The organism is Snodgrassella sp. CFCC 13594, assembly GCF_001590725.1.
Lineage (GTDB): Bacteria > Pseudomonadota > Gammaproteobacteria > Burkholderiales > Neisseriaceae > Snodgrassella.
Window position 1 is genome coordinate 1 of record NZ_LQXR01000127.1, and the last position, 212, is coordinate 212.

Below are 212 nucleotides of genomic sequence, written 5' to 3' on the forward strand. Positions count from 1 at the left end.
AGAGAAGCCCCTTTGGGGCAAAGACTACCACGGCTTACCGGATGATCCGGATCCCCTTCGATATGAAAGATTTTTTTCTTGGCATTTTTGGCGGCTCGGTCACAGATGCGTAAAGTTTCGCGTACATTGTGGTCAGTGATCAATATGCCAATACCACGGGTCTTCAGGTATTCGATAATGGTTTGAATATCGATAACCGCAATTGGGTCGAC

Annotated in this window: 1 pseudogene; it reads right to left on the minus strand. The window is 46.7% G+C overall.

From position 1 onward, the window contains the following. Positions 1-212 (minus strand): annotated as a pseudogene (locus A2F46_RS11985) (hypothetical protein); the annotation flags it as partial.